The 21765-nt window shown below is 69.0% G+C and carries 23 protein-coding genes; 15 read left to right on the top strand and 8 right to left on the bottom strand.

The window, feature by feature from the left end; all coding sequences use genetic code 11:
- Positions 1 to 2: 2 nt before the first annotated feature.
- The 4 genes from map (at position 3) to BW730_RS08775 (ending at position 3512) form a co-directional block, all read left to right on the top strand.
- Positions 3 to 782, top strand: a complete 780-nt coding sequence (map, locus tag BW730_RS08790; protein WP_237268035.1) for a type I methionyl aminopeptidase — start codon at positions 3 to 5, stop codon at positions 780 to 782.
- Positions 783 to 804: 22 nt separating this feature from the next.
- Positions 805 to 1167: a DUF1707 SHOCT-like domain-containing protein gene (locus BW730_RS08785; protein ID WP_158522558.1), complete on the top strand. Its 363-nt coding sequence runs from the start codon at positions 805 to 807 to the stop codon at positions 1165 to 1167.
- Positions 1168 to 1345: 178 nt separating this feature from the next.
- Complete coding sequence (locus tag BW730_RS08780; protein ID WP_077685907.1) at positions 1346 to 2374, top strand: neutral zinc metallopeptidase; 1029 nt, start codon at positions 1346 to 1348, stop codon at positions 2372 to 2374.
- A gap of 10 nt (positions 2375 to 2384) precedes the next feature.
- Complete coding sequence (locus tag BW730_RS08775) at positions 2385 to 3512, top strand: neutral zinc metallopeptidase (protein ID WP_145952784.1); 1128 nt, start codon at positions 2385 to 2387, stop codon at positions 3510 to 3512.
- Here BW730_RS08775 and BW730_RS08770 read toward each other — a convergent pair.
- The 7 genes from BW730_RS08770 to BW730_RS08745 all read right to left on the bottom strand — a co-directional run bounded on the left by BW730_RS08770 (position 3509) and on the right by BW730_RS08745 (position 11143).
- Complete coding sequence (locus BW730_RS08770; protein ID WP_077685905.1) at positions 3509 to 5326, bottom strand: glycoside hydrolase family 3 protein; 1818 nt, start codon at positions 5324 to 5326, stop codon at positions 3509 to 3511. The two genes, BW730_RS08775 and BW730_RS08770, sit on opposite strands and share 4 nt — an antisense overlap.
- A gap of 11 nt (positions 5327 to 5337) precedes the next feature.
- Positions 5338 to 5607, bottom strand: coding sequence for a hypothetical protein (locus tag BW730_RS19270; RefSeq protein ID WP_237268007.1), 270 nt, complete (start codon positions 5605 to 5607; stop codon positions 5338 to 5340).
- A complete protein-coding gene (locus BW730_RS08765) occupies positions 5604 to 6878 on the bottom strand; it encodes a DUF3131 domain-containing protein (protein WP_226997163.1) in 1275 nt (424 codons plus the stop codon). Before BW730_RS08765 ends, BW730_RS19270 begins: the two co-directional genes overlap by 4 nt.
- A gap of 32 nt (positions 6879 to 6910) precedes the next feature.
- Entirely contained in the window at positions 6911 to 7741 is an 831-nt protein-coding gene (locus tag BW730_RS08760) for a carbohydrate ABC transporter permease (RefSeq protein WP_077685904.1), read from the bottom strand.
- Between the two features lie 2 nt (positions 7742 to 7743).
- Positions 7744 to 8688: a carbohydrate ABC transporter permease gene (locus BW730_RS08755; RefSeq protein ID WP_077685903.1), complete on the bottom strand. Its 945-nt coding sequence runs from the start codon at positions 8686 to 8688 to the stop codon at positions 7744 to 7746.
- A gap of 2 nt (positions 8689 to 8690) precedes the next feature.
- Positions 8691 to 9983, bottom strand: coding sequence for a sugar ABC transporter substrate-binding protein (locus BW730_RS08750; protein ID WP_077685902.1), 1293 nt, complete (start codon positions 9981 to 9983; stop codon positions 8691 to 8693).
- Between the two features lie 173 nt (positions 9984 to 10156).
- Positions 10157 to 11143: a LacI family DNA-binding transcriptional regulator gene (locus BW730_RS08745; protein WP_077685901.1), complete on the bottom strand. Its 987-nt coding sequence runs from the start codon at positions 11141 to 11143 to the stop codon at positions 10157 to 10159.
- A gap of 56 nt (positions 11144 to 11199) precedes the next feature.
- Here BW730_RS08745 and BW730_RS08740 point away from each other — a divergent pair, with 56 nt between their 5' ends.
- Positions 11200 to 14406, top strand: coding sequence for a GH36-type glycosyl hydrolase domain-containing protein (locus BW730_RS08740; protein ID WP_418082040.1), 3207 nt, complete (start codon positions 11200 to 11202; stop codon positions 14404 to 14406).
- 24 nt (positions 14407 to 14430) lie between these two features.
- Here the strand turns inward: BW730_RS08740 and BW730_RS08735 are convergent, their stop codons facing one another.
- Positions 14431 to 14712 carry a YciI family protein gene (locus BW730_RS08735; RefSeq protein WP_077685899.1) on the bottom strand — a complete coding sequence of 94 codons (282 nt, stop codon included), beginning with the start codon at positions 14710 to 14712 and terminating at the stop codon, positions 14431 to 14433.
- Positions 14713 to 14821: 109 nt separating this feature from the next.
- Between BW730_RS08735 and infA the strand changes: the two genes are divergently transcribed.
- From infA to BW730_RS08685, 10 genes are all read left to right on the top strand, one after another.
- Positions 14822 to 15043: a translation initiation factor IF-1 gene (infA, locus tag BW730_RS08730; protein WP_068749455.1), complete on the top strand. Its 222-nt coding sequence runs from the start codon at positions 14822 to 14824 to the stop codon at positions 15041 to 15043.
- Between the two features lie 218 nt (positions 15044 to 15261).
- Positions 15262 to 15375 carry a 50S ribosomal protein L36 gene (gene rpmJ / locus BW730_RS08725; RefSeq protein ID WP_073187875.1) on the top strand — a complete coding sequence of 38 codons (114 nt, stop codon included), beginning with the start codon at positions 15262 to 15264 and terminating at the stop codon, positions 15373 to 15375.
- Between the two features lie 251 nt (positions 15376 to 15626).
- Positions 15627 to 16001, top strand: coding sequence for a 30S ribosomal protein S13 (gene rpsM, locus BW730_RS08720; RefSeq protein ID WP_077685898.1), 375 nt, complete (start codon positions 15627 to 15629; stop codon positions 15999 to 16001).
- Positions 16002 to 16047: 46 nt separating this feature from the next.
- Complete coding sequence (gene rpsK / locus BW730_RS08715) at positions 16048 to 16455, top strand: 30S ribosomal protein S11 (RefSeq protein ID WP_077685897.1); 408 nt, start codon at positions 16048 to 16050, stop codon at positions 16453 to 16455.
- Between the two features lie 32 nt (positions 16456 to 16487).
- Positions 16488 to 17093 (top strand): 30S ribosomal protein S4, encoded by a 606-nt coding sequence (gene rpsD / locus BW730_RS08710; RefSeq protein WP_077685896.1) that lies wholly within the window; start codon positions 16488 to 16490, stop codon positions 17091 to 17093.
- Positions 17094 to 17206: 113 nt separating this feature from the next.
- Entirely contained in the window at positions 17207 to 18226 is a 1020-nt protein-coding gene (locus BW730_RS08705) for a DNA-directed RNA polymerase subunit alpha (RefSeq protein WP_077685895.1), read from the top strand.
- Between the two features lie 38 nt (positions 18227 to 18264).
- Positions 18265 to 18843, top strand: coding sequence for a 50S ribosomal protein L17 (rplQ, locus tag BW730_RS08700; protein ID WP_077685894.1), 579 nt, complete (start codon positions 18265 to 18267; stop codon positions 18841 to 18843).
- A 160-nt stretch (positions 18844 to 19003) separates the two neighbouring features.
- Positions 19004 to 19993: an ABC transporter substrate-binding protein gene (locus BW730_RS08695; protein WP_077685893.1), complete on the top strand. Its 990-nt coding sequence runs from the start codon at positions 19004 to 19006 to the stop codon at positions 19991 to 19993.
- 7 nt (positions 19994 to 20000) lie between these two features.
- Positions 20001 to 20906, top strand: a complete 906-nt coding sequence (locus BW730_RS08690) for an ABC transporter permease (protein ID WP_077685892.1) — start codon at positions 20001 to 20003, stop codon at positions 20904 to 20906.
- Complete coding sequence (locus BW730_RS08685) at positions 20906 to 21697, top strand: ABC transporter ATP-binding protein (RefSeq protein ID WP_077685891.1); 792 nt, start codon at positions 20906 to 20908, stop codon at positions 21695 to 21697. Before BW730_RS08690 ends, BW730_RS08685 begins: the two co-directional genes overlap by 1 nt.
- Positions 21698 to 21765: the final 68 nt, after the last annotated feature.

Raw genomic sequence — 21765 nt, 5'->3', positions numbered from 1 at the left:
TGATGCGCAGGGCAGGCCTCGTGGTCTCCGAGGGGCTCGAGGCCATGTGCGGCGCCGCCGCGGTCGGCGTGACCACCGGCGAGCTCGACCAGATCGGCCGCGACGTCCTCGCGCGCAACGCCGCCACCTCCTCGTTCCTCGGCTACGGCGCGGAGTACGGGGCACCGTTCCCCGGGGTCGCATGCATCTCGGTCAACGACGAACTCGTGCACGGCATCCCGGGCGACCGCGCGCTCGTCGACGGTGACGTCGTCTCCATCGACTTCGGTGCGATCGTCGCGGGCTGGCACGGCGACGCGGCGCGCACCATCATCGTTGGCACCGCCGACCCGGTCGACGTCGCGCTGATCGAGGCGACCCGGGAGGCCTTCTGGGCGGGTGCCCTCGCCACCAGGGACGGCAACCGCATCGGCGACGTCTCGAAGGCCATCGAGGGCTACGTGAAGCGCCTCCCGACCCGCTACGGGACGCTGCGCGAGTACACGGGCCACGGCATCGGCACCGAGATGCACATGAGCCCCGACGTGCCCAACTGGTACCGCCCCCGCCCCACGCCGAGGCTGCGGGTCGGGATGGCCATCGCCATCGAGCCGATGCTGACCACCGGCACGCACCAGACCCTTGAACTCGACGACGAATGGACAGTCGTCAGCCGCGACGGCTCCCGCGGCTCCCACTGGGAGAACACGGTCGCCGTCACTCCCGGCGGCGCCTGGGTGCTCACCGAGGCGGACGGGGGCGCGACACGGCTCGGCGACGCGTTCGCCCCGCTGGCCGACTGAGGCCTGTCCTATGATGGGGACCATGGCGCTGCCCCCGAGTTCGAAGTACCTTCAGCGATCCGGCGACCCCGTTGACGACGTCGAACGCGAGTCCCTGACGCAACGCCTCAACGCCGCCTTCGCCGACGGACGGATCACCCACGACGAGTACGCCGAGGGGATGGACACCGTCTACGCCGCGGGTAAGCTCGGCGACCTGGTACCCGTCATCGAACGGCTGCCCGCCGCCGCGGACAACACCCCGGCGATCGTGCAGCAGGGCGGCGTTCCTGCGGGCAACGTGAGCCAACCCCGCGACCTGGCCCCGTTCGCCGTGGCCGTCGGCGTCGTCGGCGTCGCGCTGATCGCGGTCATCGCCGTGCTCGTGGCCGTGCTGCTCTTCTGAGCCCGGCCCGTCGTAGGCTTGGCCGCGCCGCGAGGGGAGGAGGTGGGAACTAGCGATGCAGAACTGGTCGCACGAGGCCGACGACGCCCCGCCCCCCGTAGCACCCGGCCCGGGCCCTGACCGACCCCCGCCGCCCCAGGCCCCGCCGCCCCGGCTGTCCCAGGATCTGTGGCGCCAGGTGCCTACCCAACAGGCCCCACAGCGGCCCCTCGCATGGCAGGCGGCGCCTGCGGAACCCGGCCCCGGAGCCATCACCCGGATCGGCATCGCCGCCACCTCGCTGCTGGTCGCGGGCGCCTTCGTCGTGATCGGCATGTACCTCGCCGAGCGACGCACGACCACCACCGTCGACTCGCCCCCGCCTGCGGCCGCCCCGACCCCGACGCGCCGCAGCGTCGTCACCCCCACCCCGACGCCCCCCGGCCCCTCTCCGACGCCCACGCCCACCACGACGCCGTCGGTCACGGTGAGCGCCGACCCTGGCGGTCGGTCCTGGACGCTGCCGGAGCACACCTGGCCGCAGTTACCTGCCGCCGACCCCGACTCGCCCCTGTACGCGCTGCAGGCCACCCCGCTGGACGACCTGCCGCCGGTGACGCTCAGCGGCTGCCCCGAGCCCGAGCGCACCAGCAGCCAGGACGAGTGGAAGGCCGCGGTGCGCGGCCAGTGGTCGTGCGTGCACGCGGCCTGGGTGCCCGTCTTCAAGCAACTTGGCTGGTCCGTCGTCGAACCGGAGGTGCAGTTCTACCCGGGCGCAGGCTCGAAGAGCGAGTGCGGCTACCTGTCGGCCCCCGCCTTCTACTGCTCCTCCGGCGACGGGACCGTCTACTTCGGCCAGGAGCACTTCGAGATGGCGGCGACCTGGGACCTGTCGGTCAATGAGATGGTCAACCACGAGTACGGCCACCACATCCAGAAGTTGGCGGGAATCACGGCCGCCAAGCTTGCGATGCCGCCGCGCAACGAGTTGGAGCGCCGCTCCGAACTGCAGGCCACCTGTTGGTCGGCCATGATGACCTATCACAACCGGTCCTTCGGGTTCAACGCCGACGACCTGGCGTCCTGGAACGAGCGCCTCGACACCATGCTGATCGACTCGGTGCACGGCACCCGCGAGTCGCTGACCTACTGGGGCACCCGCGGCCTCTACGCGGCGACTGTGGCAGACTGCAACACCTGGGTAGTGGACGCGGATCAGGTCACGTGAGGAGGCGCCGGTGACGCAGGGCAACTGGCCCCAACCCCCTGGGCACCCCGGCTGGAACAGGCCTGGGTCGCTCCAATCGGGGTGGCAGCAGCCGCAGCAGCCGCAGCGCGCGTTCCAGCAGTCCCAGTGGGGGCCGCCGCCCAATCAGCAGCAGTGGCGCCCGCCCTATCCCGGGCCACAGCAGCAGTGGCAGGGCGGCTACCGTCTGCCCCCGCCGCCGCGGCGCTCCGGGGGTTTCGGCAAGACGATCTTCGTGCTCGTCGGGGTCGCGATCGTCCTGGTCCTCGCCGTCAACGTGTTCCGCGCCGTCGCCGACGTGCTGCAGCCGCTGGTGCCCGGCATCAGCCCCAGCGCCTCGGCGTCCGAGTCGCGGGAGCCGGAGCCGGTCGTCGAACCTGCCGAGCCGGGGGAGACCAACCCCGGGCTGCCGCCGCGCACGTGGGAGGAACTGCCAGGGCCCGACTCCACCGATCCGGACTGGAAGACGCTGCAGCAGAGCGCGATCTACGCCCAACCGGTTCCGCTGCTCGAGGGATGCCCCGAGCCGGAACTGGCCTACGACATGGGCGACCTCGAACGCATCGCGACCGGCCAGATGGAGTGCATCCAGGCGGCGTTCAAGCCGATCCAGGCGGCGCTCGGCTATTCCACCGACGACATCCCCATCTACTTCTATGAGGGCCGCTCGGTCGACACCCCCTGCGGTCAGGTCTCCGCGCCTGCGCTGTACTGCTCGACGCAGGGCGGCGCCATTTATTTCGGCGAGGACAGCCTCAACGGCGCGAGTTGGATGGACTTCGGGGTCAAGGACGTCACGGGCCACGAGTACGGCCATCACCTGCAGGCGCAGTCTGGCATGTTCCAGGCCGAGTACGCCGTAGGGCAGGGCGGCAACGAGTCGGCCCGCAGGATCGAACTGCAGGCCACCTGCTGGGGCTACGCCATGATGGCGCACGACCCGACACAGTCGGTTGGGGAGGCGTCCCTTGTCGAGTTCGAGCAGTACCTGCGCGCCACCATCGAGGACGGCATCCACGGGTCGAAGGACTCGATGGCCTACTGGGGCATCCGAGGCCTGTACTCGGCCGACATGGGCAACTGCAACACCTGGACGGTAGCCCCCGAGGACGTCGACTAGGCGCTGAAGCCCGCAGGAAACAGCGGATCGTCGAAGCCGACCTGATCCTCGGGGTGCCGACGCACCGATGCCATCGAGCGCGGCAGGTCGAACGGAAGCCGCCCCACCGACTCCACCTCGCCGAGCAACGCATCGACCAACGCGCTCCCGCTCGTCCCGTAGTCGACAACCAGAACCGAGGCGACGTCGAGCAGCGGCGTCAGCACCGCGGGCCGATCCAGGAAGACGTCGATCACGACGGGGCAGTGGCGGGCGATCCGCGCCAGTCGCACCCGCAGGCCAGGCGGGAAGTCGAGCGAGCCCTGATGGAACCAACTCTCGAGGAACAGGTCGTCGCGTGGCTCAAAGGGTGCCGCGAGCCGCACGATGGCGATGCTCGCCTCCTCCGGGGTGTCGACGACGGTGCCGAGCCGGGCGGCGGCCTCGCGGGAGATGCCCTCGGCGTAGACCCGCTGGTCCGGGGCCAGGGGCAGAAGGTCGCGGCCCGTCAGCACCGTCACGGACGCGGACTGGGCCCGCCTCCCCTCGCGGAGGAAGTCGTCCCGCCCGACGATGCCAGGCGCCGCGGCCTCGTCGACATAGGGGTCGTCGAAGAGCCCCAACCGGAACTTCACGCGGAGCAGCCTGCGCGCCGATTCGTCGACGCGCGACTCCGGGATGCGCCCGCTCGCGACGAGGTCGGCGAGCAGGTCGACGCACTCCTCGCCGCCGAACTGGTCGCAGCCTGCGTTCAGGAGCGCCTCCATCCGGCCTGGAGGGTCGAGGTGCTCCACGCCCCAGGCGCGGGCGGGCAGCACCTGGTCGCCGACGTGGTTGTCGTTGATGAGTTCCCAGTCGGACAGCACGACGCCGTCGAAGCCGAGCACGCCGCGAAGCAGGTCGGTGACGATGGCCCGGTTGTAGCCGAAGCCGACCTCGTCGGCCTCGATGCCGCGCAGCGTCAGGCCGATCGGCTTGGAGTAGTACGGCATCACGGCGCTGACGCCGGCGTCGATGGCGGCGGGGAAGGGCTGCAGGTGCGACTCCTGCGAGCCGCTCGGGTAGACCTGGGCCGAGCCGTAGGGGAAGTGGGAGTCCTCGCCGCCCTTGACGGTGCCGCCGCCGGGGAAGTGTTTGGCGGTGCATGCGACGCTTCCGGGGCCGAGCCGCTCGCCCTGCATGCCCGCAAGGTAGGCCACCCCGAGCCGGGTGACGACGTCGGGGTCCTGGCCGAAGGTCTGAGCCTGGCGCGCCCAACGGGGCTCGGTCGCCAGGTCGAGCGTCGGGTGCAGGGCCGCCCGGATCCCGACGGCGGTGTACTCCTGCCGCGCGATGTCGGCGAAGCGGCGCACCAGGGACTCGTCGCGGAGCGCGGCGAGCCCCAGCATCTCGGGCCACTGCGAGAAGGAGCCTGCGGCGAAGGACGCCCCGGCGTTCTCCGCGAACGAGTGACGCGGGTCGCTCGAGATGGTGACGGGGATGCCGTGCGGGGTCCGCTCGGCGATCTCCTGCACCGCGTTGTGCCACCGGGCGGCGGCGGCAGCGTCGCCCAGCTGGTGCACGTTGAAGTGGTTGAGCAGTTTGCCCGTCACCACCTGTGCCGTGCCGGACTTGCTGATCGCGCCCGCCCCCTCCAGCACCGTCCCGTCGGGTCCCGCCTCGATGACGGTGTGGAACATCAGGCCGATCTTCTCGGGAAGCGTCAGCCTCCCGAGCAGGTCGTCCACGCGCTCCTCGACGTCGCGGCGGGGATCCTCGTACGGGTCGAGGACGCCGTTGCGGTTCAGGTCGCGGTAGCGCTGGCCTGACGGGTCGGTGCTGAAGGTGGCGGGCATGGCGGTTCTCCTCAGTCGAGCGGGGCGAAGACCTCTGGGGCGATCACGGGACGCAGCCTGCGGGCGACCTCACCGTCGGTGAAGTAGCGGCGCAACGCCCCGCCGGTGAGCACGTTGCCGAGCGCGCCCATGATCATGGCCTGGTCGAGCGACAGGTGGCGGCGGGCCACCTGGCCGGATTTGGTGGCGATGGCGTCGTAGAAGCCGCCCGCCCCGTAGGAGTCGAAGTCGGCCTCGATCCGTGCGAGGTTCTCGTAGGCCTCGCGCGGCTCGTGCATCATCGCGAGGAAGGCGGCGTGCGGGGTGACGACCCCGTCCCCGTAGTGGGGCTCCGGCTCGTCGCGCAGGTGGTCGGTGTGCTCGATGTCGGAGAAGTAGCCGTCGGGGCGCATCCCGAGCGCATCAACGCCCCACTCGCTGTAACCGCCTGCGGGGTGGCTTGCGGGGAGAAGCCCCAGTAGCCGTAGTTGTCCATGCCGTGGATGCGTTGCACCGCCACGTGGCGTGGGTGGTTCTTGCCCCACGAGTTGGGCGCCCAGGTCTCCTCTGGCACGAAGACGTTCGGCATCAACTCCTCGAACATGGAGCCGCCCCAGCCGGGCACGGTCTGGTGACCGAGGTAGTCGTAGGCGCCCTCGTAGACGTCGACGCCCTGGTAGGTGTGCCACTCGCCGACCGGGATGATCTCCTGCCAGTCCCAGTCCGGCGGGAACGTCCGCCAGGCCTGGTAATACGCCTGCGCGGGGATCTGCCCCTTGGCGATGCCGAGGTAGGTGGTGATCCTGGTCTCCGAGACGATCGTGTCGTAGTGGTGGTCGCGGGTGTACCAGACGCCGCGACCCTCGTCGATCAGGTCGCGCTCGATGGTGGGCGGCGGGGAGGGCAGCCTTGTCGGCTCGGCCAGGTAGTAGCCGCCGTAGTTGAGGTAGGGCCGCGAGTTGGTGGGGTCGGCGAACACGTCGAAGCGCATCGCGTCGAAGAGTTCGCCAGCCACCTTGCGGTTGCCCTTGTCGCCGTTGCGCACCACGAGCAGGGCGGCGCCGAGCCAGGCGGCGTCGATGCTTGAGACGAACGGCTCGACGGGGTTGCCGTCGTCTGGCCAATTGAGCACCACTGAGCCGTCGCGCGGGTCGTACCAGTTGAAGTACATGCCCGCCGCGTCGTGGTGGGTCATCTTCTTCAGCGTGCGCAGCGTCTGACGGATCCGGTTGTTGGCCTCGCCGGGCGTGATGATGCGCAGGTCGCGGGCCACCAGAGTGCTCCACAGGTAGCCGCCGATGTTGGTCGGCGAGGTGTAGTGGGCGTTGGTGGCGAGGTCTCCCGTGATGTTGTCGGAGATCAGCCCGGTCTTGCGGTCGGTCATGGCCACCATGGAGGCCCACGTGTCGCGCGCCCAGCGCAACAGCGTCGTGCGGTCGGTGCCCTTGGGGGCGGGCAGTGGCTTCCTCGGGTCGGCGAGTGCGACCGAGGGGAGGCTCGCCAGCGCCGCGGCCGTGAGGCCTCCGGCGAGCGCGGTGCGTCTGCTGATCGGGGTCGGGTCAGGTCGGTTCATGACTGCTCCTTGTTGTCCTTCTGGCAGGGGTGTTACTTGATTCCAGTGGTGGCGATTCCTTGAATGAAGTGCCGCTGGAAGATGAGGAAGACGACGAGCACCGGCAGCACGACGACGGTTGCGCCCGCCATCAGCAGGCCGTACTCGGTCTGGTTCTGGCCCGTGGAGTAGAGCGCGAGCGCGACGGGCAGCGTGTACGAGTTGTTGGTCTGGGCAACCACGAGGGGCCACAGGAAGTTGTTCCAGCTTCCGAGGAAGGTCAGGATGCCGAGGGTCGCCATCGCAGGCCCGAGCAGCGGGAGGATGATCCTCAGGAAGATCTTCACCTCGCCAGCGCCGTCGATGCGGGCCGCCTCGACGAGGTCCCTCGGAAGGCCCATGATGAACTGTCGCATCAGGAAGACGCCGAACGGGCCGACCAGGAACGGCAGGATCAGTCCGGGGAGCGTGTTGACGAGCCCCATGTTGGCGACGAGCACGAACAGCGGGACGAACGTCACGACGCCCGGGATCATCAGCGTGCCGAGGATCAGGGCGAAGATGACCTTCTTGCCGCGGAAGTTCAGCATCGCCAACGCGTAGCCGACCATCGAGCAGAACAGCAGGTTGCCGACGGTGACCGCGACGGCGACCAGCGTCGAGTTCGCGAAGTAGGTGCCGAACGAGAGCCTGCTGAACAGCGACGTGAAGTTGTCGAGCGTCGGGTGCTCAGGCAGCCAGGTCGGCGGCACTTGACGCAGTTCCGAACTGGTCTTGAACGAGCCGAGCACCATCCACACGAACGGCGTCACCACGACGAGCAGCGCGACCGTCAGCAGGAGGTAGAGCCACCAGCGACGGCGGAATCCGGTGTCCTGGAACATGCTCAGTCTCCCTTCTCGGACAGGAACTTGAACTGGATCGCCGTGATGATGGCGATCACCACGAAGATCAGGTAGCTCAATGCCGCGGCGAAGCCGTAGTTGCCGAAGCTGAACTGCTGGTAGGTGTACATCGAGGCGGAGATGGTGCTGTTGAGCGGGCCGCCCTTCGTCATCACGAACGGCTCCTCGAAGAACTGCAGGTAGCCGATGGTGGTGGTCACCATCACGAAAAGCACCGTCGGGCGGATGATCGGGAGCACCACGTTGCGGAACCGCTGCCAGGGGCCCGCGCCGTCGATGGAGGCGGCCTCGAGCAGTTGGGTCGGTACGGCCTGCAGGCCCGCAAGGAAGATGATCATGCCGGTGCCGAAGTTTCGCCACACGGCCATCGCGATCAGCGAAGGCATCGCCCAGGTCGTCGACCCGAGCCAGTTGGGGCCGTTGATGCCGATCCAGCCAAGCACGGTGTTGACCAGGCCGCTGTCGGGGTGGAGCAGGAAGCGCCACACCACGGCCACCGCCACGATCGAGGTGATCACGGGGGTGTAGAAGCCGAGCCGGAAGAAGGCCCGGAACCTCGAGATGCCGTTGTTGAGCGCGATGGCGGCCGCCAACGCGACGATGATGGTCAGCGGCACCCCGACCACCACGAAGTAGATGGTGTTGAACGCGGCCTGCTGGAAGACGGGGTCCGCGAATGCCTTCGCGTACTGCTCGAACCAGACGAAGTCCACCGCGAATGGTGTGCGCAGGTCCTTGTTCCTGATGTCGGTGAACGAGAAGAACACCGACTGGATCACCGGCCAGGCGGTGAACACGAGGAACAGCAGCAGGAACGGGAGGGTGAGCAGCCAGCCCGCCCGTTCCTCCAGCCGGGCGCCGCCGGATCTGGAGGTACGGGTGCGGGGGGCCGCCTTCTGCGGCCTTGCCGCAGTCGGCGCGGACATGGTTACGCTCCGGTGCCGATCGAGTCGGCCTGCGCCTGCGCGGCCTTCATGGCGTCGGCGCCCGAGAGGCCCTGCTTCGCAACCTTCTCGATCTCGTTGTCGAAGGACTCGATGACCTGCTCGAAGCTGGGGAATGTCGGCGGAACCTTTGCCGTCTTGAGCGCCTCACCGAACTTGGCGAGCTTCGCGTCCTTGGCGAGGGTGTCGTCTTCCCAGGCGGACTGCAGCGACGGCAGGTCGCTTGTCAGGCCGTACCACTTGACCTGGGTCTCGGGCTGGCTCAGCCACTCGACGAGCGTCCAGGCGGCGTCGCGGCTCTTGGTGGCCTTGAAGACGGCCAGGTTCGAGCCACCGATGAACGAGGAGGACTGGCCGCCGTCGGCGGTCGGGATCGGGGCGACGTCGTACTTGTCCGCGAAGGCGGCGTCGCCGTCCTGCTTGGCGAGGTCCTCGACGAGGCTCATCATCCAGGGGCCGGAGACGAACATCGGCACGGCGCCGCTGACGAAGTCGGCCTCGGTCTGGCCCTCCGGCGGGTTCGGGTCGGAGATGCCGTCCTTGAAGAAGGAGCCGTAGTAGTCGACGGTGGAGACCATCGCCGGGGTGTCGAAGGTGTAGCCCTTGTCGTCGGCGATCTCGGCGCCGCGGGACCAGGCCAGCGGGAGCACGGTCTGCCAGGATCCGGTGCGGCCCGGCTGGAGGCTGATGCCCCACTTCACGCCGTCCTGCTCCTTCATCTTGGCTGCCATCTGCTTGAACTCGTCCTGGCCGGTGGGCACCTCGGTGACGCCCGCCTTCTCGGCGATGTCGGTGCGGTAGTAGGCCATCCTGGTCTCGACGTACCACGGCACGGCGTACGAGGTGCCGCCCACCTTCGTGGTGTCGACGGCGCCCGGGAAGAAGCCGGCGAGGTCGATCGAACTGGGGGTGGGGTCGAGGGCATCCATGCCGACGAACTCGCCCATCCACGTGGTGCCGACCATCGCGACGTCAGGGGTGGTGCCCGCCGTGATGGAGTTGACGAACTTGTCGTGGGCCGAGTCCCATGGGACAGGGGTCACGTTGACCTTGATGTCGGGGTGGGCGTCGGTGAACTCCTTGACGAGTTCGGGGAGCTTCTCGCCCTCGGCGCCCATCGCCCACACCTCGAGGGTGCCGGACGCCTTCGCCGTGTCGACGGCCTGCGCGGTGGGGGTGTCGCCACCGCCGCCGTTGTTGCCCTCGTCTCGGCCGCAGCCGGTCAGTGCGAGGGCGGTTCCGGCCGCGAGTGCGACCACTTTGAGGCTCAGACGCATGGTTCCTCCTGGTGTCTGATGGCCTGGGCCGACGAGTACCTCGGGCGACTGCCGTGTCGTGAGGGACGTCGTTGAGCCTCAGCCTGTCGTGGATGCGCTTACCGTAAGCGCTTACATTGGACGCTACACCGATCCAGGGGTTAGCCGCAAGTGTTTTGGCGGAAGTTCCCCGTTCAGGGGCAGCCGCAGGACTGCCGCAGCACGACCGTCGTCGGGAGTCGACGCGCGGGTTCGCTAGAGGCGTGCCCGGCCAGGAGTTGGCCGATCCGATCGGCGACGAGGCGTCCCAGTTCGCGCACCGGTTGGCGCACCGTCGTCAGCCCTGGCGCGATGTAGCGCGCCGCCATCATGTCGTCCCATCCGGTGACCGAGACCTCGCCGGGTACCTCGATGGGGCCGCCGTGTAACCCCTTCATGATGGCGAGCGCCAGTTCGTCGTTGGCGCACACCAGGGCGTCGGCCCCGAGTTCGCCGGCGAGCATCGCGTGGGCGATGCCGGCGCCCTCGGACTCGATGGCCTGGCACGGCACCGGCGGGCGCGGGGTGAGGCCGCGTTCGAGGTGCGCCTCGACGAAGCCGCGGTGGCGGCCCTCGATGTCGGGGGCGAGTGCGGGGTTGCCGACGAACAGCAGCGAGGATCTGCCGTGCACGTCGATCAGGTGCCCCGTCAGGTCGCGGGCGCTCACCAGGTTCTCGGTCGAGAAGGAGTCGGCGTCGTCGCCGCCCGCGATCATCACGACGGGGATCTTGCGGCGGAGAGCCTCGAGTGTGACGGGCGCCACATCAGCGCCGGCCTGGACCGCGAGCGCGTCGACGCGCCCCGCCAGCCTGCGCACCGCCTGGTCGACGTGCGTGCGGTTCTTCGTCAAGGTGACGACGACGCTGGCCTCCCGCGCCGCGGCGGCCGCCTCGAAGCCGCTGAGCAGTTCGGCGTAGTACGGGCCACGGAGTTCGTAGAGGACCAGCCCGAAGGCCTCGTTGGTGCGGGCCGCCAGGGAGCGGGCCGCACCGGTCGGTACGTAGTTGAGCGCCTCGACCGCCGACATCACCCGCTCGCGGGTGGCGGGGGAGACCACGTCGGGTTTGCTGAGCACCCGGGAGACGGTCGCGATCGACACGCCGGCGGCCGCGGCGACCTCGTAGATCGTGTGCCTGGCCATGATCGTCCGTTCTTCCTGTCGCGTCCGCAGCGTCCCGCGCGGCCGAAGAGAGCCTATTGCCTCATGACTACCGATCATTGCACCACACCGGCGTAAGCGCTTACAGTTTGGATCATGAGCACACCGACGGCGTTGTTGCATCCGGCCACCCACCTCGAGGACAAGGTCGCGGGCCTCTGGCTCCGCGAGCGCCAGGATCGCGCCTGGCTTCCCCATTCGCTGCCGGGGAGGGCGAAGGTGAGGTCGGCGGGCTGCGCTGGCGCACCGGTCGCACCGCCCTCGACGGGCGCGAGGGCTGGTCCCGGCAGGTGGAGGTCGTCAACGCGGGCGACCGGGCGGTCGAGTTCGACCTGGTCGCCGTGGAGGATCCCTCGCTCTCGCCTGCCGCGGTCCTGGACGCGAACCGGCTGTATCCATCCCAGTACCTCGACCTCACCCCGGTCGACCTGGGTGAGCGCGGGATCGCCGTCGCGATCCGGCAGAACATGCCGGGCCCGCGCGCGCCGTGGGCACTGGTCGGATCCTGGACCTCGGCGGTCGGGTGGGCGAGCGACGTCACGCAGTTGACGGGCCGCGGCCTCCCAGAGGGGGCGCCATGGCCCGGCCTGCGCGCCGACCTGCCGAGCCGTCGGCTGCAACAGGAACACTCGGCCGTCGCGCTGCAGAGCGCGCCCGTCACGCTGGAGCCGGGCGACAGGTGGGAGGGCGGCTTCTTCGTGCTCCTCGTCGACGACCACCCCGCCGCCACCTCGCAGGCCGACGCGACGCTTGCCGAGGGCCTCCGGCCCGGCGCGGCACTGCCCGAGGTGCGCGAGTCGGGCGCCTCGCTCGTCGGCCGCGACACCCCTGGCTACCACGCAGACGACCTGAGCCCCGAGGCGCTCGCGGGCCTGTTCCCGGAGGAGCGCCGACACGTCGAGGAACTCGACGGCCGCGAGGTCAGTTGGTTCACCCCCGACGGCGACCACCTCGTGACCGCCGCGAAGCAGCGCGCCGTGCATCGGCCCCACGGCCAGATCCTGCGCCCCCTCGCGTCCCTGCTCCCCGACCCGACCGACGTGACCTGCACAGTCTGGATGGACGGCGGCTTCTGCTCCCACCTGACGCTCGGCCACGCCGCCCTCGGCCGGATCCTCGCCGCCAAGGAGACGCCGCTGCCGATCGGCAGGATCCACGGCCTCCGGATCGCCGTCGACGAGGGCGACGGGTGGCGACTGCTCGGCACGCCGTCGGCCTGGCGCTCCGGCCTCGACCACGCCACCTGGGTCTACGCCTCCGGCGAGCGCGTCATCCAGGTCGACACCACCGGCCCGGGCGACGACGGGGCCGTCGCGATCTCCGTGCGCACGACGGAGGGGGACCCGCTCCCGGCGCTCGTCGTCCTCGCGCTCGACTGGGTCGGCGCCCCCGGCCTGCCAGGCGTCGTCTCGGTGGACGGCGACACCCTCACCGTCGCGGCCCCTGACGGTGCCCTGCTCGCGGACGCCGCGCTCACCGTGCGGTTGGCCGCAGGCGCGCGGGTCGGCGGCGACGAGGCGCTGTTCTCCGACGGCGTCAGCCGCGGCGAGTCCGTCGTGACCGCGCTCGTCCCTGCGCTGGCCGACTGGTCACTGCTGCTGCGCCCCGAGGCGCCCGGCACCCGCGCCCCCAGGGCGCTGGCAGGCTGGTCGGGTGTGCACGACCGGATCGCCATCTCCGGGGTCGGCGACGCCACGGCCGCGGACGAGGTGGCCAGGATCGACCAGGCCTGCGGCTGGTTCGCCCACGATGCGCTGGTGCACTACCTGTCGCCGCGAGGGCTCGAGCAGCACACCGGCGGCGCCTGGGGCACAAGGGACGTCTCGCAGGGACCAGTGGGGCTGTTGCGCGCCTGGGGCGAACACGCCGCCTGGCGCGACCTGCTCCTGATCGTCTTCCGCGCCCAGCACGAGCGGGGCGACTGGCCGCAGGCCTTCGACTTCCTGCCCGATCAGCGACGCGACGAGGTCGCCGACTCGCACGGCGACGTCGTCTACTGGCCCCTGCTCGCGCTCGGGCAGTACCTCGTCGCGACCGGCGACACCGGCATCCTCGCCGAGCGGGTCGCGTTCACCGGCGACGGCGTCCCCGGCGACGAGGCGACCCTCGCCGACCACGTCGTGAGGGCGTTGGACGCCATCGAGGCGACCTTCGTGACCGGCACCTCGCTGCCCGCCTACGGCCACGGCGACTGGAACGACTCGCTGCAACCCGCCAGCCCGGACCTGGCTCGCCGGATGGTGTCGACCTGGACCGTCGTACTGCAGGCCGAGGCCCTCGCCGTCCTCGCGCGGGGCATGGGGATCGCCGCCCCCGCCATCGCCGAGCGCGCCGCGGGCATCGCCGAGCGTGGCGCGGCAGATCTGCGCCGCGAACTCCTCGTCGACGGGGTGCTCGCGGGCTACGGCGTGCGCGAAGACTCCGGCCTGCGTCCGCTGATCCACCCGCGCGACACCGAGACCGGGCTGACCTACTCCGTCCTCGCCATGATCCACGCGATCGCGGGCGACCTCCTGACACCGGAGGAGGCGACGCGCCACCTCGACCTGATCGCCGACCACCTGACCGGCCCCGACGGCGTGCGCCTGTTCGACCGCCCCGTCGCCTACCGCGGCGGGCCCATGGAGGTCTTCCAGCGGGCGGAGGCGAGCACCTTCTTCGGCCGCGAGATCGGGCTGATGTACATGCACGCCCACCTCCGCTACGCCGAGGCCCTCGCGCGCGTCGGCGATGGACGGGGGCTGCTTCGGGCACTCGCCCAGGCGGTCCCCATCGGGATCCGCGACCAGGTGCCCACCGCGACCCCACGGCAGGCCAACACCTACGCCTCCAGTTCCGACGCCGCCTTCGCCGACCGCTACGAGGCGGCCGCCGAGTACCACCGGGTGAAGGCGGGGGAGGTCGCCCTCGACGGAGGGTGGCGCGTCTACTCCTCCGGGCCCGGGCTGTTCCTGGAGGTCCTGACCCAGCGGATGCTCGGCATCCGGCACGCTGGCGCCGAGGTGGAACTCGACCCGGTGATCGATCCCGACCTGCGGGGCCTCGACGCGACCCTTCCGCTGCTGGGGGGTGCCGTCACTGTCGAGATCGTCGCTGGCCCCCTCGGTCACGGGGTCGCATCGGTGCACGCCGACGGCAGGGCGGTCGCCATCCGGCCGCTCACCAACCCGTACCGCACGCCCGGGGTCGCCGTGGCGGCCGACGACCTGCGGGGCGCCGGGACGCTGCGGGTCGTCACCGACTGAGGCGGGTGGGGCCGAGAGCCGGGGTCAGGCCAGCGAGCCGATCACCGGGTTCCAGGGCTGGACGCGGCGCTCGGCGATGAGGCCCTCCTGCCAGAACGGATCCGCGTTGAGCTGAGTGTGGACCAGGTCCTCGCTGTCGGCGGAGAAGATCAGCAGCGCCCCTGGCGGGACCGAGCCCGGGTACGGGCCGCTGGCTACGAGCGTGTCTCCCACCAGCGACGAGAGGTATTCCCGGTGTCGTGGGCGGACCAGGTCGAGGGCGTCGGAGTCCGAGACGTAGGTGTAGTGCACCGCGAAGTAGCTCATGGCGGTAAGGCTAGCCCCGGGGCGGGTATTTGTTTGCGGGCGCTCACGAGCGTAAACTCACCTGTTGGAGTATCATCCGGCGCCGCCGGAGCGAGAAGAATGAGAGTACATGGCGAAGAAAGAAGGAGCCCTCGAGCTTGAGGGCACCGTGGTCGAGGCCTTGCCCAACGCGATGTTCCGCGTCGAGCTTGCCAACGGCCACAAGGTTCTCACCACCATCAGCGGCAAGATGCGCCAGCACTACATCCGCATCCTGCCTGCCGACCGCGTAGTCGTCGAGCTGTCGCCCTACGACCTGACGCGAGGCCGCATCGTCTACCGGCACAAGTGAGCTGCGACGCAGCCTGTGTCACTGCGCGCCCACCCCGAACCAGGGGAGGGGCGCGCTTTTGTTTGCCCGGATTTGGGAAGTCGTTGCCGCTGGCGTAAGCTGGCTCGTCGGTCGCCTATGCCCGGATGCGCTCGCGCGCGCCTGGGTCGCGGAGGCCACTCACCATCCGATTGGGGCGCACAACTGTGCTCCCAGTCGCCGATTGAAAGGTTGCTCGAATGAAGGTTCAGCCGAGCGTCAAGACGATCTGCGACAAGTGCAAGGTCATCCGCCGGCACGGTCGTGTGATGGTGATCTGCGAGAACCCGCGGCACAAGCAGCGCCAGGGCTGAGCCCAGGCCTGCCGCCCCACGGGGACGCAGATCATTGCGGAAAGGGTCGATCGCCCGCACCGCCGACACAACTGAAGAAACGTGATCGCAAGGCTCCCTCACGGGAGTTCCACCCTTGGACGAAGGCCAAGGCCCCGTCGGCACCCCAAGAGGTGCCACAGGCGGCGGGGACGCGTCACGCCACACACCTTCGCGGTCCGCGACCGGGTTCTGACGAACCAGGACCGAAACAATGAGAAAGGTACCGCCTGATGGCACGCCTAGTTGGTGTTGACCTCCCGCGCGACAAGCGCCTTGAGGTTGCACTCACCTACATCTTCGGCATGGGCAAGACCCGCGCCGCCGAGACCCTCGCCGCCACTGGGATCAGTGGCGATCTGCGAGTCCACCAGCTCACCGACGACCAGCTCGTCGCGCTGCGCGATCACATCGAAGGCAACTACGAGATCGAGGGCGACCTCCGCCGCTCGGTTGCCGCCGACATCCGCCGCAAGGTTGAGATCGGTAACTACCAGGGCCGCCGCCACCGCAGTGGTCTGCCGGTCCGTGGTCAGCGCACCCGGACGAACGCGCGCACCCGCAAGGGCAAGAAGAAGGCCGTCGCTGGCAAGAAGAAGGCACGCTGACCCCCCGGGGTGAGCGCCTCTTACAGGACTCAAGGAGAAACACTTAATGGCTACTGCAAGCCGCAAGGCGGCCGCCAAGACCAAGGTGCGCCGCAAGGAGAAGAAGAATGTGCTCGCCGGTCAGGCGCACATCAAGAGCACCTTCAACAACACCATCATCTCGATCACCGATCCCACCGGTGCAGTGATCTCGTGGGCCTCTGCCGGCACCGTCGGTTTCAAGGGCTCCCGCAAGTCGACCCCGTTCGCCGCCCAGATGGCTGCGGAGGCCGCCGGCCGCCGCGCCATGGAGCACGGCATGAAGCGCGTCGACGTGTTCGTCAAGGGTCCCGGCTCCGGCCGTGAGACCGCGATCCGCTCGCTCGGCGCCGTCGGGCTCGAGGTCGGTGCCATCTCGGATGTCACCCCCGTGCCCCACAACGGAACCCGCCCGCCCAAGCGCCGTCGCGTCTGATCGCCCGAGACCAGGAAAGGACCTAAGAACCCATGGCTCGTTACACCGGCCCAATGACCAAGAAGTCCCGTCGTCTCGGGACCGACCTCGTCGGCAACGACAAGGCCTTCGAGCGCCGTCCGTACCCCCCGGGTGTGCACGGACGCGGTCGCACCAAGGACTCCGAGTACTCGCTGCAGCTCAAGGAGAAGCAGAAGGCTCGCTACTCGTACGGCGTGCTGGAGAAGCAGTTCCGCCGCTACTACGAAGAGGCCGACCGTTACCCCGGCAAGACGGGTGACCGTCTGCTGCAGATCCTCGAGTCCCGTCTCGACAACGTGGTCTACCGCGCAGGCTTCGCCGCCACGCGTCGCCAGGCCCGTCAGCTCGTCGTGCACGGCCACTTCCTCGTGAACGGTCAGCGCGTCAACATCCCGTCCTACCGGGTGCGTGCGCACGACATCATCGACGTCGCCGAGAAGTCGCTCACCATGACGCCGTTCGTGATCGCCCGTGAGACCCACGGCGATCGCTCGGTTCCGGCTTGGCTTGAGGCCCGCCCGAACCGGATGCGGATCCTGGTGCACCAGCTCCCCGTCCGCGAGCAGATCGTGATTGACGTCCAGGAGCAGATGATCGTCGAGCTCTACTCGAAGTAGTCGCCCCACCGGTTGCGGTGGCCACCCGGCCACCGCACCACCTGTGGTCGCAGTCAGCGGCCACGCCTCATGTCGCGTCATCAAATAGTGGTTGACGCGGGAAGGAACAGTTCATGCTCATCGCACAGCGCCCCACCCTCTCCGAAGAGGTCGTCTCCGACTTCCGTTCGCGGTTCATGATCGAGCCGCTGGAGCCGGGCTTCGGCTACACGCTTGGCAACTCGCTGCGTCGCACCCTGCTGTCGTCCATTCCGGGCGCGGCCGTGACCAGCATCAAGATCGAGGGCAACCAGCACGAGTTCTCCACCCTGGAGGGCGTCGTCGAGGACGTCACCGAGATCATCCTCAACCTCAAGGGCCTCGTGCTGTCTTCTGAGGAGGACGAGCCCGTGGTCATGTACCTGCGTAAGGCCGGCGCCGGCGCCGTCACCGCTGGCGACATCCAGCCCCCGGCCGGTGTGGAGATCCACAACCCGGAGCTGCACATCGCCACGCTCAACGACAACGGCAAGCTGGAGATGGAACTGGTGGTCGAGCGCGGCCGCGGTTACGTGTCGAGCGTTCAGAACAAGAACCCCGACGCCGAGATCGGCCGCATCCCGGTCGACTCGATCTACTCGCCCGTGCTGAAGGTCACCTACAAGGTTGAGGCCACCCGTGTCGCCCAGCGCACCGACTTCGATCGTCTGATCATCGACGTCGAGACCAAGCCGTCGATCGCGCCGCGCGACGCCGTCGCCTCGGCCGGCCGCACCCTTGTCGAGCTCTTCGGCCTCGCCCGTGAGCTGAACGTCGACGCCGAAGGCATCGAGATCGGCCCGTCGCCCGTCGACGAGCAGATCGCCGAGTCGCTGAACCTTCCCGTTGAGGACCTCGAGCTGTCGGTCCGCTCCTACAACTGCCTCAAGCGCGAGGGCATCCACACCGTTGGTGAGCTCGTCGCCCGCAGCGAAGAGGACCTGCTCGACATCCGCAACTTCGGCTCCAAGTCGATCGACGAGGTCAAGGAGACCCTCGCGGGCCTCGGCCTCGCGCTGCGCGACTCGCACCCGGGCTTCGACCCGCTGCAGGCGATCGAGCGCTACGACGAGGATTCCGACGACGCGGACTTCGCCGAGACCGAGCAGTACTGACCGCCCACCGCCTAAAAACACTCACGGAGATCTAACCAATGCCCAAGCCAACCAAGGGCGCCCGTCTGGGCGGCAGCCCCACGCACGAGCGCATGATCCTGCGCAACATGACCAGCCAGCTCATCGAGCACGGCCGGATCACCACCACCGAGACGAAGGCCCGCCGCGTGCAGCCCTTCGCCGAGAAGATCCTCACCAAGGCCAAGCGCGGAGACCTGCACTCCCGCCGCCAGGTGCTCGCCACCCTCTTCGAGAAGAAGCAGGTCATGGGTGAGCCGGTCAAGGCCAAGGACAAGCTCGTCAAGAAGCTCTTCGACGAGGTCGCCCCGACGCTCGAGGGTCGCGAGGGTGGCTACACCCGCATCACCAAGATCGGCCCCCGCAAGGGCGACAACGCGCCGATGGCTGTGATCGAGATCATCACCGAGGCCGTCGCTCCGAAGGCAAAGCCCGCCAAGGCAAAGGCCGCCAAGGCCGATGCCCCCAAGGCTGAGGCCAAGGAGGAGACCAAGGTCGAGGAAGAGGCCGTCGAGGCCGAGGTCGAGGAGAACGACGTTCCCGCCGACGAGACCGCGATCGAGGAGACCGAGGAGGCCGCGGCCTCCGAGGAGAAGTAAGCCTCACGAGTTCGTGACAAGAGGGGTCCCCTAGTGGGGCCCCTCTTGTTGCATATCCGAGGGACCCCACCTCAAGGGTGTTCTACCCGTGGACGCGGGTCACCCCTGAGGCGGGGAGAATCTAGGCTGTCACCCGCCAAACCTGTTCCAAGGAGACCCCATGAAGCTCAAGGCCGCCGCCCTCGGCATCCTGGCCGCCACGCTGCTTTCCGCATGCGGCGGTACCACCCCGACCTCGACGCCCTCGGCCGACGCACCCGCCTCGGAGGGCGCCAAGAAGGCCGTCAAGATCGGCATCGCGCAGATCGTCACGCACCCCGCCCTCGACGCAGTGGCCGCAGGGTTCAAGGACGCGCTGAAGGAGGCTGGCTACGAGGTCACGTACTCCGAGGAGAACGCGCAGGGCGACCAGGCGACGCTGAGCAGCATCGCCTCGACGTTCGCGTCCTCCGACAACGACGGCTACCTGGCCATCGCCACCCCGACGGCTCAGGCGCTCGCCAACGCCATCACGGACAAGCCGATCGTCTTCGCCGCCGTCACCGACCCGGTCGCCGCTGGCCTCATGAAGGACTGGGACAAGCCGGACGCGAACCTGACGGGCGTCTCCGATCTGAACCCGATGAAGGAGCAGTTGGAGCTGATCAAGGAGGCGCTTCCCGAGGCGAAGACCGTCGGCATCGTCTACTCCTCCGGTGAGGTGAACTCCGAGGTGCAGGTCGCCGAGGCCGAGAAGGCCGCTGGCGACCTGGGGCTCGAGATCAAGAAGGCCACCGTCACCAACTCCTCCGAGGTTCAGCAGGCCGCCGACTCGCTCGACGTCGACGCCCTCCTTGTCCCGACGGACAACACGGTCGTCTCGGCAGCCGAGTCCGTCATCCAGATCGGCGAGCAGAAGCAGATCCCCGTCTTCGCATCCGACGAGTCAACCGTCGAGCGCGGCGCAGCAGCGGGCCTCTCGGTGAACTACACCCAGCAGGGCAAGGACGCGGCGGCCATCATGATCAAGCTGCTCGACGGCACCCCGGCCTCGGAGATCCCCGTCGAGACCCAGAAGGAGTTCGACCTGTTCGTCAACCCCGAGATGGGCAAGAAGCAGGGCCTCGAACTGTCCGAGGCGATCGTCTCGCGCGCCACGAAGCAGTTCTGAGCCTGAGATGTACATCGCCCTGGAACTCGGCTTCCTGTACGCCGTCATGGCGTTGGGGGTCTACCTCACGTATCGGGTGCTCGACTTTCCCGACCTGACGGTGGACGGCTCGTTCACGACCGGTGCGGCCACCTGCGCCATGATGATCGTGGGCGGGCTGCCGGTTCCGGTGGCGATGGCAGGCGGCGTCGTCGCGGGCATGCTCGCGGGTGCCATCACGGGTGCGCTGCACGTCTGGGGCAGGATCAACCCGCTGCTCGCCGGCATCCTGACCCAGATCGCGTTGTACTCCATCAACCTGCGCATCATGGGCAACAAGGCGAACGTCCCGCTGCTGCGCGAGACCACCGCCTTCACCTGGCTGAAGGACCACTCGCTGATGCGCTCGTGGGTGTCGGTGGCGATCCTCGCGGGCGTCGCGCTGATCGTCGCGGCGCTGCTGTACTGGTTCCTCGGCACCAGCTACGGCGTCGCGCTGCGCGCCACCGGCGACAACGAACTGATGGCCCGATCCCAGGGCATCAACACCGGCGCCTCCAAGATCGTCGGCCTGATGATCTCCAACGGCATCGTCGGGCTCTGCGGCACGCTCGTCGTGCAGCACCAGGGCTTCGCCGACATCTCGATGGGCATCGGCATCATCGTCGCGGGCCTCGCGTCCGTGATCGTCGGCCAGGCCATCTTCGGCATGACGGCGGTGTGGCAGGCGATCCTCGCGGTCGTGGCGGGCTCCGTCATCTACCGCGTGGTGATCCAACTCGCGCTCGGCGCCGAGTGGTTCACCGCCAACGACATGAAGCTGATCTCCGCGGTGCTCGTGGTGCTTGCGCTGGTGCTGCCCCAGTGGGGCCCGCTGAAGCGGCTGCGGATCAAGCGCAGGCGCGAGAAGGCCGTCGCGGAAGGGGTCAGCTGATGCTGAAACTCGACAACGTCACCAAGCGCTTCTTCCCCGGCACCGTCAACGAGCGGGTCGCCCTCGACGGGCTTAGCCTGACGCTGAACGAGGGCGACTTCGTCACCGTGATCGGCTCGAACGGGGCGGGCAAGTCGACCATGCTCAACGTCATCTCGGGGCGTTACCCCGTCGACGGCGGCAAGGTGCTGATCAACGACCGCGACGTCACCAAGCTGGGCGAGCACAAGCGCGCGACCTGGGTCGCCCGGGTGTTCCAGGATCCGATGGCGGGCACCGCCCCGCACCTGACGATCGAGGAGAACCTCGCCATCGCCTTCGAGCGGGGCCGCGCGCGCGGCCTCGGGATGGCGGTCACGGCGGCCAAGCGCGCCGAGTACCGGGTCGCCCTCGCCACCCTCGAACTGGGCCTGGAGGACCGACTGCAGATGCGCGTCGGGATGCTCTCCGGCGGGCAGCGGCAGGCCCTCAGCCTGCTGATGGCGACCTACGTGCACCCCGACATCCTGCTGCTCGACGAGCACACCGCCGCCCTTGACCCGTCGCGCGCCGAACTGATCACCCGACTGACCGGTGAGGCCGTCGAGCGCAACAACCTGACGGCGCTGATGGTCACGCACAACATGGATCAGGCCATCACGCTCGGCAACCGGCTCATCATGATGCACGAGGGCCGCGTGGTGCTCGAGGTCGACGAGGACGCGAAGCGGAGCATCACCGCCGACGCCCTCCTCGCGGAGTTCTCCAAGATCAAGGGCGCCACGCTCTCGGACCGCACGCTGCTCGACTGAGCCGCCCCCACGCCCGGCGGTATGCTTCGCGTGGAGGTAGGCGAAGGTGACTGACAACCCGACACCCG

The sequence above is a fragment of the Tessaracoccus aquimaris genome (assembly GCF_001997345.1).
Lineage (GTDB): Bacteria > Actinomycetota > Actinomycetes > Propionibacteriales > Propionibacteriaceae > Arachnia > Arachnia aquimaris.
This window is presented reverse-complemented; position numbering and strand designations above follow the sequence as displayed.

What these genes read in the sequence shown, in the direction of transcription:
- map (WP_237268035.1), top strand. Translation starts at nt 3, where the DNA reads ATGCGCAGGGCAGGCCTCGTGGTCTCCGAGGGGCTCGAGGCCATGTGC.
- BW730_RS08785 (WP_158522558.1), top strand. Translation starts at nt 805, where the DNA reads ATGGCGCTGCCCCCGAGTTCGAAGTACCTTCAGCGATCCGGCGACCCC.
- BW730_RS08770 (WP_077685905.1), bottom strand. Translation starts at nt 5,326, where the DNA reads ATGCCCGCCACCTTCAGCACCGACCCGTCAGGCCAGCGCTACCGCGAC.
- BW730_RS19270 (WP_237268007.1), bottom strand. Translation starts at nt 5,607, where the DNA reads ATGATGCACGAGCCGCGCGAGGCCTACGAGAACCTCGCACGGATCGAG.
- BW730_RS08765 (WP_226997163.1), bottom strand. Translation starts at nt 6,878, where the DNA reads ATGAACCGACCTGACCCGACCCCGATCAGCAGACGCACCGCGCTCGCC.
- BW730_RS08760 (WP_077685904.1), bottom strand. Translation starts at nt 7,741, where the DNA reads ATGTTCCAGGACACCGGATTCCGCCGTCGCTGGTGGCTCTACCTCCTG.
- BW730_RS08755 (WP_077685903.1), bottom strand. Translation starts at nt 8,688, where the DNA reads ATGTCCGCGCCGACTGCGGCAAGGCCGCAGAAGGCGGCCCCCCGCACC.
- BW730_RS08750 (WP_077685902.1), bottom strand. Translation starts at nt 9,983, where the DNA reads ATGCGTCTGAGCCTCAAAGTGGTCGCACTCGCGGCCGGAACCGCCCTC.
- BW730_RS08745 (WP_077685901.1), bottom strand. Translation starts at nt 11,143, where the DNA reads ATGGCCAGGCACACGATCTACGAGGTCGCCGCGGCCGCCGGCGTGTCG.
- BW730_RS08735 (WP_077685899.1), bottom strand. Translation starts at nt 14,712, where the DNA reads ATGAGCTACTTCGCGGTGCACTACACCTACGTCTCGGACTCCGACGCC.
- infA (WP_068749455.1), top strand. Translation starts at nt 14,822, where the DNA reads ATGGCGAAGAAAGAAGGAGCCCTCGAGCTTGAGGGCACCGTGGTCGAG.
- rpmJ (WP_073187875.1), top strand. Translation starts at nt 15,262, where the DNA reads ATGAAGGTTCAGCCGAGCGTCAAGACGATCTGCGACAAGTGCAAGGTC.
- rpsM (WP_077685898.1), top strand. Translation starts at nt 15,627, where the DNA reads ATGGCACGCCTAGTTGGTGTTGACCTCCCGCGCGACAAGCGCCTTGAG.
- rpsK (WP_077685897.1), top strand. Translation starts at nt 16,048, where the DNA reads ATGGCTACTGCAAGCCGCAAGGCGGCCGCCAAGACCAAGGTGCGCCGC.
- rpsD (WP_077685896.1), top strand. Translation starts at nt 16,488, where the DNA reads ATGGCTCGTTACACCGGCCCAATGACCAAGAAGTCCCGTCGTCTCGGG.
- BW730_RS08705 (WP_077685895.1), top strand. Translation starts at nt 17,207, where the DNA reads ATGCTCATCGCACAGCGCCCCACCCTCTCCGAAGAGGTCGTCTCCGAC.
- rplQ (WP_077685894.1), top strand. Translation starts at nt 18,265, where the DNA reads ATGCCCAAGCCAACCAAGGGCGCCCGTCTGGGCGGCAGCCCCACGCAC.
- BW730_RS08695 (WP_077685893.1), top strand. Translation starts at nt 19,004, where the DNA reads ATGAAGCTCAAGGCCGCCGCCCTCGGCATCCTGGCCGCCACGCTGCTT.
- BW730_RS08690 (WP_077685892.1), top strand. Translation starts at nt 20,001, where the DNA reads ATGTACATCGCCCTGGAACTCGGCTTCCTGTACGCCGTCATGGCGTTG.
- BW730_RS08685 (WP_077685891.1), top strand. Translation starts at nt 20,906, where the DNA reads ATGCTGAAACTCGACAACGTCACCAAGCGCTTCTTCCCCGGCACCGTC.